Source organism: Thalassolituus sp., from assembly GCF_034111725.1.
Lineage (GTDB): Bacteria > Pseudomonadota > Gammaproteobacteria > Pseudomonadales > Oceanobacteraceae > Thalassolituus.
Map to the genome: position 1 here is coordinate 22962 of NZ_JAWUWR010000023.1, position 7127 is coordinate 30088.

Annotated in this window: 8 protein-coding genes; 6 read left to right on the forward strand and 2 right to left on the reverse strand. The window is 48.9% G+C overall.

Features of this window, described 5'->3' with window-relative positions; genetic code table 11:
- Nucleotides 1-13 precede the first annotated feature (13 nt).
- The 5 genes from pgi to mtnC all read left to right on the forward strand — a co-directional run bounded on the left by pgi (nucleotide 14) and on the right by mtnC (nucleotide 4714).
- The gene (gene pgi / locus UXZ23_RS03545) at nucleotides 14-1672 is read left to right on the forward strand and encodes a glucose-6-phosphate isomerase (protein WP_320819269.1); all 1659 of its coding nucleotides are present in this window, start codon (nucleotides 14-16) and stop codon (nucleotides 1670-1672) included.
- Between the two features lie 103 nt (nucleotides 1673-1775).
- The gene (gene mtnA / locus UXZ23_RS03550; RefSeq protein ID WP_320819270.1) at nucleotides 1776-2780 is read left to right on the forward strand and encodes an S-methyl-5-thioribose-1-phosphate isomerase; all 1005 of its coding nucleotides are present in this window, start codon (nucleotides 1776-1778) and stop codon (nucleotides 2778-2780) included.
- Between the two features lie 11 nt (nucleotides 2781-2791).
- Complete coding sequence (locus tag UXZ23_RS03555; protein ID WP_320819271.1) at nucleotides 2792-3415, forward strand: methylthioribulose 1-phosphate dehydratase; 624 nt, start codon at nucleotides 2792-2794, stop codon at nucleotides 3413-3415.
- A gap of 7 nt (nucleotides 3416-3422) precedes the next feature.
- Nucleotides 3423-3968, forward strand: a complete 546-nt coding sequence (locus UXZ23_RS03560) for an acireductone dioxygenase (RefSeq protein WP_320819272.1) — start codon at nucleotides 3423-3425, stop codon at nucleotides 3966-3968.
- A gap of 2 nt (nucleotides 3969-3970) precedes the next feature.
- Complete coding sequence (gene mtnC, locus UXZ23_RS03565; RefSeq protein ID WP_320819273.1) at nucleotides 3971-4714, forward strand: acireductone synthase; 744 nt, start codon at nucleotides 3971-3973, stop codon at nucleotides 4712-4714.
- A gap of 344 nt (nucleotides 4715-5058) precedes the next feature.
- Here the strand turns inward: mtnC and UXZ23_RS03570 are convergent, their stop codons facing one another.
- Nucleotides 5059-5973, reverse strand: a complete 915-nt coding sequence (locus tag UXZ23_RS03570; protein WP_320819274.1) for a hypothetical protein — start codon at nucleotides 5971-5973, stop codon at nucleotides 5059-5061.
- A gap of 83 nt (nucleotides 5974-6056) precedes the next feature.
- Nucleotides 6057-6299: a hypothetical protein gene (locus tag UXZ23_RS03575; protein ID WP_015488227.1), complete on the reverse strand. Its 243-nt coding sequence runs from the start codon at nucleotides 6297-6299 to the stop codon at nucleotides 6057-6059.
- A gap of 172 nt (nucleotides 6300-6471) precedes the next feature.
- Between UXZ23_RS03575 and UXZ23_RS03580 the strand changes: the two genes are divergently transcribed.
- Nucleotides 6472-6723 (forward strand): hypothetical protein, encoded by a 252-nt coding sequence (locus tag UXZ23_RS03580; RefSeq protein WP_320819275.1) that lies wholly within the window; start codon nucleotides 6472-6474, stop codon nucleotides 6721-6723.
- The last annotated feature ends 404 nt before the right edge of the window (nucleotides 6724-7127 follow it).

Sequence of the window (7127 nt, forward strand, 5' to 3'; positions counted from 1 at the left end):
CTAAGGGATACCCATGGCATTTACCGGAAGCCTAACCCAATCCGACGTATGGAAGGCACTTCAAGCGCACCATCAAAACATTGAACACGAGCATATGCGTGACATGTTTGCTGCAAACCCAAGCCGTTTTGAACAATTCCATATTGATGCGGCCGGTCTAAGCCTCGATTACTCAAAAAATCGCATCAACGACGACACCATGAAGTTACTCTTCAAGTTGGCGCGTCAGCAAAATTTAACGACTCACATAGCCGCCATGTTCAGTGGTGAAAAAGTGAATGGCAGCGAAGGTCGACCAGCCTTGCATACGGCGCTACGTAACTTTGGCGATCGCGACGTTATTGTGGATGGTGAAAACATCATGCCAGAGATCCGCGATACCGTGCGCCGCATGGAAGAATTCTGCTGGAAGATCCGTCGCAACCAATGGCGTGGTTATAGCAACAAGACCTTTACCGATGTTGTCTCTATTGGTATCGGTGGTTCTTTCCTTGGCCCTAAACTCGCTTCAAGTGCGCTCAAACCCTACTGGGATAGCCGTTTAAGCATTCATTACTTGGCCAACATCGACGGCTCTCATATCACTGAGATCCTCAAGCGTTTAGATCCTGCAACGACCCTGTTTATCATTCAGTCGAAATCGTTCACGACCCAAGAAACGCTGAAAAATGCCAATGCCTGCCGCCAATGGTTCCTTGATAACGGTGGTGAAGAACACGACCTAGCCAAACATTTCACAGCCGTGTCGTCGAACATTGAAAAGGCCACCGCATTTGGTATTGCCGAAGAAAATATCTTCCCAATGTGGGATTGGGTAGGCGGACGCTACTCTTTGTGGTCGGCCATTGGTTTGCCACTGGCATTGGCAATTGGCATTGATAATTTCCGCGAACTGTTGCGCGGCGCCTATGCCATGGACGAGCATTTCCGCACCACACCACTAGAACACAACATGCCAGTTATCATGGCCTTACTGGGTGTTTGGTACGTCAACTTCTTTGGTGTTAACTCGCACGCCATTCTGCCGTACGACCATTACCTGCGCAGCCTCCCTGCCCACTTACAACAAGTCGATATGGAGAGTAACGGTAAAAGTGTTACCACTGACGGCAACAAGGTGGATTATCAAACCGGCCCGGTTATTTGGGGCGGCGTAGGCACTAACGGCCAACACGCATTCCACCAGTTGTTACATCAGGGAACACATTTCTCGCCGTGTGATTTCATCATGCCTATGTGCTCGCACAACCCGATTGATAACTTCCATGCGATGCTGGTATCCAATTGCCTATCGCAGAGCCAAGCACTACTGCAAGGTAAGTCAGAAGACGAAGCCGTGGCCGAATTGGTGGCCGCTGGGATGAATCACGCCGAAGCGATTGTACTGGCACCGCAAAAAGTCATTCCGGGCAACCGCCCATCGAATACCCTCTACTTCCCAAAATCCTCACCGCAAAGTATTGGTGCGCTGATTGCTCTTTATGAACACAAGGTAGCGGCACAGGGCATAATCTGGGGCATTAACTCCTTTGACCAATGGGGTGTTGAACTGGGTAAGCAGCTCGGCAATAAAGTACTTAACGCTTTGGAATCATCTGCGATACCTGAAGGTTTTGATGGTTCAACCAATGGCCTGATCCGCGCCTTCCAACAGATGCAAAGCTATCTATAAGCTCTGTATCCAGGTAAATGCTGACCGATACTGGCTCTAGCGGTGTCGGTCAACGCAATTAGCCGGTAAAATGGCCGCCTTTCTTAGATGGGCGGAACATTTTATGACCACGTACTCCTCTTCTTTTCATGCCGTTGAGTGGCGCAACCAAGCGTTGCACCTGCTCGACCAGCGTGTATTACCGCATCAGCATCTAATCCATGAATACACCACCGCTGCCGACGTTGCCGATGCCATTCGCGATATGGTGGTGCGTGGCGCACCCGCAATTGGTATTGCCGCGGCCTATGGTTACGCCCTCGATGCGCTTGCTGGCCGCGACTTAGAAGCCGCCTATCGAGTGTTAGCCGAATCTCGCCCTACCGCTGTTAATTTATTCTGGGCGTTAGAGCGCATGGCCGGCCTTGGCACCAGCGATGCTCACACCTTAGTGGCCGAAGCGAAAAAAATTCACGATGAAGACATCTCCGCCAACCTTGCGATGGGCGAATACGGCGCTTCTTTGTTAAGCGACCGCTGCCGCGTATACACCCACTGTAATACTGGCGCTTTAGCAACCGGTGGCCACGGCACAGCGTTAGGTATTATTCGCACGGCCATGGCTGACGGTAAAATCGAACAAGTTTACGCCGGTGAAACCCGCCCTTGGCTGCAAGGTGCGCGTTTAACCGCATGGGAACTGATGCAAGACAATATCCCGGTAAAACTGGTATGTGACGGCGCCGCCGCACAGCTATTCCGCCAAGGTAAAGCCGACTGGGTAATCGTCGGTGCCGACCGCATTACCGCCAACGGCGACGTTGCCAACAAAATTGGCACCTACAGCTTGGCCGTATTAGCCAAACATCATGGTATGAAAGTGATGGTAGCCGCGCCACTCAGCACCTTTGATATGACACTGACCAGCGGCAACGACATTCCGATTGAACAGCGCAGCGCCAGCGAAGTTACCAGCCTGAATGGCCAAGCCATAGCACCCACCGGTTGTGACGCCATCAACCCAGCATTCGACGTAACACCGGCTGAGCTGATCGACGCTATCGCCACCGAAAAAGGCCTGATCATGAAGCCAAGCCTCGAAACCGTTGCCTTGCTGGTGAATTCATAAAGAGAATGCCGATGTTTGATAACGCTATTTTTGCTACCGCCGCAGATGATCTATGCCGCTTTGGCCGCATCTTATATGGCCGTGGCTGGTCGCCAGCCACCAGTTCAAACTACTCGATTCGCATCGACGCCAATCACTGTGCTCTAACCAGCTCAGGCAAACACAAAGGCGAATTAACCTCAGGCGATATTCTGGTGGTTAATATGGCAGGTGAAGCACAAACCAGCGGCAAACCTTCTGCCGAAACTTTACTGCATACTCAGCTCTATCAACGCGATACCAGCATAGGCGCGGTATTGCATACGCACTCCCCTGTGGGCGTGGTACTGTCGCAAATTTGGCCAGACGACGTATTAACCCTCCAAGGCTGGGAACTGCAAAAAGCCTTCGCCGGAGAAACTACGCACGAAGATGCTGTGCATTTTCCTATTTTTGCCAACGATCAAGATATCAGCCGTCTTGCCGCAAACGTTGAACAACACATGCAAAAGGCCGGACAAGGCCATGCCTATTTAATTCGCGGCCATGGTGTATACACCTGGGGCAAAGACATTAACGAATGCTTCCGCCACCTTGAAGCACTCGAAAACCTACTGGGCTACCAGTTGGAATTACTAAAATTACGCAACCTCTGAGGCCGCTATGAGCATCCTGCGCGTTTACACCGATATGGACGTTACCAACTTGCTGTTTACCACCGACAGCAAAGAAAAAATCGCCAAGCATTTAGCCGAGGCCGGAGTTCGCTACGAACAATGGAGCACCGATGCCGACCTGCAACCGGGTGCCAGCCACGAAGACGTGATTGCGGCTTACCAAGCGGACATTGATCGCCTAATAAAAGAAGACGGCTACCAAACCGTGGACGTTGTTAGCTTAAACAGCGACCATCCGCAGAAAAAAGAATTCCGCGAAAAGTTCCTCAGCGAACACACACACAGCGAAGACGAAGTTCGCTTTTTTGTTGCCGGACAAGGGCTATTCACTCTACACATCGGCAATAAAGTATATGAAGTGCTGTGTACCCAAGGTGATCTAATCAGCGTACCCGCCAACACCACCCACTGGTTCGACATGGGACCCAATCCGGGCTTTATTGCTATTCGCCTATTTAATAACCCAGACGGTTGGGTAGCGAACTTTACCGGCAGCGACATCGCACAACGTTTTAACCGCTTGGATAACTAACCATGACCGATGCATTGGGCACCCCAGTAAAACTGATATTAACGGATATTGAAGGCACCACCTCCTCCATCCGTTTTGTCCACGACGTATTATTCCCCTACGCGACTAAACATCTAGCTGAGTTTATTCACGCGAATAAAAACAACGCCGACGTACAAGCCCAACTGCAAGCAACCGCAGACCTCAGCGCAGCAGATGGCGATGCCGTAGCCGCCGCCGACCTCGACGGCCTTATTACCCGCCTACTGCATTGGATCGATACCGACCGCAAAGCCACCCCATTAAAAGCCCTACAAGGTTTAATATGGGAAGCGGGCTACCGCAACGGCGACTACCAAGCGCACATGTACCCAGACGCCACCGCCTGCTTAAAACAATGGCATGACCAAGGCCTGCCCTTGTATGTGTATTCGTCGGGATCAATCTACGCGCAAAAGCTATTTTTTGGTTTTAGCCAAGATGGCGACTTGCTGCCATTATTTAGCGGCCATTTTGATACTCTCGTAGGCGGAAAACGCGAAGCGCAGTCGTATTTAAATATCTTGGCCGACCTGCAAAAACAACACGACATCAGCGCCACGAATGTACTGTTTTTATCAGACATAAAAGAAGAATTAGACGCCGCTAAAACAGCAGGCATGCAGACGGTTTGGTTAGTGCGTGATGGGGAAGTACCTGCTGAGGCTGAGCACAAAGCCGTGAGTAGTTTTGCGGATATTTCGATTCAACATTCGAATTCATTGTAGGAGCGACTCAATGAACGTATTTTGTTCGTAGTCGCGACCAGCACCGATAATATGATCAACGTCGTAAATCGGCACTGCTCGCTTCGCTCCCGGAGTACCTCCTACAATCAACCCTGAGTGCCTTTACAAATAATCCGGATCTATTAAAGATCTCAATTCAACGTATAAATCCTGTAGGAGCGACTCAACGAACGCTTTTTGTTCGTAGTCGCGACAAGCACTGATAACACAATCAACGTCGTAAATCGGCACTGCTCGCTTCGCTCCCTGAGTACCTCCTACAATCAATCCCTAGTACCTCAAGTTTTCAATTCACCGTCCAGACCCCGTCCCGTAGGAGCGACTCAGCGAACGTATTTTGTTCGTAGTCGCGACCAGCACCGAGAAGATCCCAAACTGCTCAGCACCTTCAACTCTGGCGCAGGGCTGCCGAGTTTGGCGACGACGATTTTTGACTCTCCCATATCGTTAAACTCTCTGCGCCATTTAGGGTAAGCCCAATTCTCCGGTTCGCGGTATTCGGATATTTTTGCGTTTGGCCATTTGCTTTTGCTGGCGCTTAGTTTTCGTTTCACGTCTTCATTTAAATTGAGTTTTATTGATCGATTAATTTGCCCGCGTACTTTGCTGGCGAATGCGTCGGGCACGTAGCCGGTGTTATGAAACATGATTCTTAGGATGCGTTGTTCGTCTAGTGCGGTCATTACCAAGCTGGTGTATTGCATAGCGTCGTAAGGTGTTGGCCTTAATATCGCATCTAGGTCGTTGCGCATTTCGCACATAACGAAGGTCGATTCGTTGCGGCAGAATAGCTTCCAATTTACCGGCGCTATTTTCTTCCAAAAGCCGGGGTTTCCTGGGCCTAGGCGGTGCAATAATCGCAGTATGACTTGTTCAAAGTGGTTGGGGTTTAGGCAGGTCATGCCGCTAGCTAGGCAGTTAACCTGATCGACAGCGACCGATACGCTAATAGTGCCGATGCTTTTAATACCGGAGGGGGTGGAGAAGAAATCCAAGTCGCGTTGAAACAAACACGCGGTACTGAATCCTTCGTGGGTGAATTTGTAGCTACGTTTGTTATGAATATCGAACTGGCTAATTAATGGTGTCGCTAGTGGTTTATAGCGTCTTTCACATTCGTTGCCAGCCGGTATATTAAATACCAGTTGCGAGCCCGATAGATCCATAAATACGGCTTGCGGGTTATCTAATCCCGGCAGAAATGGGTGCTTACGCGTTTCAGTAAGAAGTTTAAGCATGATCCTTGCTCTTAAAAAAATAGCCAAAGCAGCACTCATACTGCGAGCGCTACTTTGGCTAAAGCCCAGCGTTTAAAACATGGCTAACACACGCTATTTAATTCAAGCCGAAGTGCATAAACAAACGATGAAATTTGTTTAATGTCGGCATCTGATACCACTAAAAAAATCAGGTAGCGCAACGCTAATTCAGGAAGACAAACGGATTCTTTAATAAAGGCTGCTTGGTATTCCGCCAATACAAGATCAAGGCCTACAGGAGAAACAGGCGATTGATCTGGCAGACAACGCAGAGGACTTAACATGCGAATGGCGCTAGCGTTCATTTAGGACTCCCTTCCAACACGCGGCAGCTATCTGTACTGCTCAGCTTTCGTGCTAGGATGTTCAGTTACATGATTATCAAACCGGCTATGGCAGTAGCCGACCATCTAAACTTACGGTAATTACATATTATATGCAACATATTTCATATAAATTGTAATTGATTTTATTTATATGAATTCAATAATTGATAGATTTATTGCGATTTGGGATGCGGAGAGGTTAACAGCTGAGTGGTTGCAAGAGGCTACAGAGATCAAAGAAAGACGCTGGTACACCGTACGAAACACCAAAGTCATGAGAACCGAAGAGCTGGAAGAAATAATGAAGTTATTTCCTAACTATAAAGTATGGCTTGCTACTGGTGATGAATATTTAGAAGCAGGGCAGATCAGCCCAATGACGAAGAAAGCCCAGCGCAGTTAAGTATGTATACGCTGAAATAACTACTTAGGAATGTGTAGGAGGTACTCAGGGAAGCGAAGCGAGCAGTGCCGATTTACTCTATTGATACCATCACCGCTTTCGCGATTACGAACAAAAAACGTTCGTTGAATCGCTCCTACAGGCGGTTTTCTAGTGTACATCTGTAGATACAATCACCTCCCAATTCTATTAATTTGACCTCGTCGTCGCGGGCTCTCGCACGAATACCTAAATCCTATGAGTAGTTTAGTTATCTGATGGATACTGAATCGCCCCTAGTTATCTAGACACTCTTTAAAGTTACAATGTATTTAAAGAGGAGGCCGATATGGCTGGTGAACGATATAACGAAGAATTCAAGATCGCAGCAGTAAAGCAAGTGACCGAACATGGTTACTCCATTG

What these genes read in the sequence shown, in the direction of transcription:
- pgi (WP_320819269.1), top strand. Translation starts at nt 14, where the DNA reads ATGGCATTTACCGGAAGCCTAACCCAATCCGACGTATGGAAGGCACTT.
- mtnA (WP_320819270.1), top strand. Translation starts at nt 1,776, where the DNA reads ATGACCACGTACTCCTCTTCTTTTCATGCCGTTGAGTGGCGCAACCAA.
- UXZ23_RS03555 (WP_320819271.1), top strand. Translation starts at nt 2,792, where the DNA reads ATGTTTGATAACGCTATTTTTGCTACCGCCGCAGATGATCTATGCCGC.
- UXZ23_RS03560 (WP_320819272.1), top strand. Translation starts at nt 3,423, where the DNA reads ATGAGCATCCTGCGCGTTTACACCGATATGGACGTTACCAACTTGCTG.
- mtnC (WP_320819273.1), top strand. Translation starts at nt 3,971, where the DNA reads ATGACCGATGCATTGGGCACCCCAGTAAAACTGATATTAACGGATATT.
- UXZ23_RS03570 (WP_320819274.1), bottom strand. Translation starts at nt 5,973, where the DNA reads ATGCTTAAACTTCTTACTGAAACGCGTAAGCACCCATTTCTGCCGGGA.
- UXZ23_RS03575 (WP_015488227.1), bottom strand. Translation starts at nt 6,299, where the DNA reads ATGAACGCTAGCGCCATTCGCATGTTAAGTCCTCTGCGTTGTCTGCCA.
- UXZ23_RS03580 (WP_320819275.1), top strand. Translation starts at nt 6,472, where the DNA reads ATGAATTCAATAATTGATAGATTTATTGCGATTTGGGATGCGGAGAGG.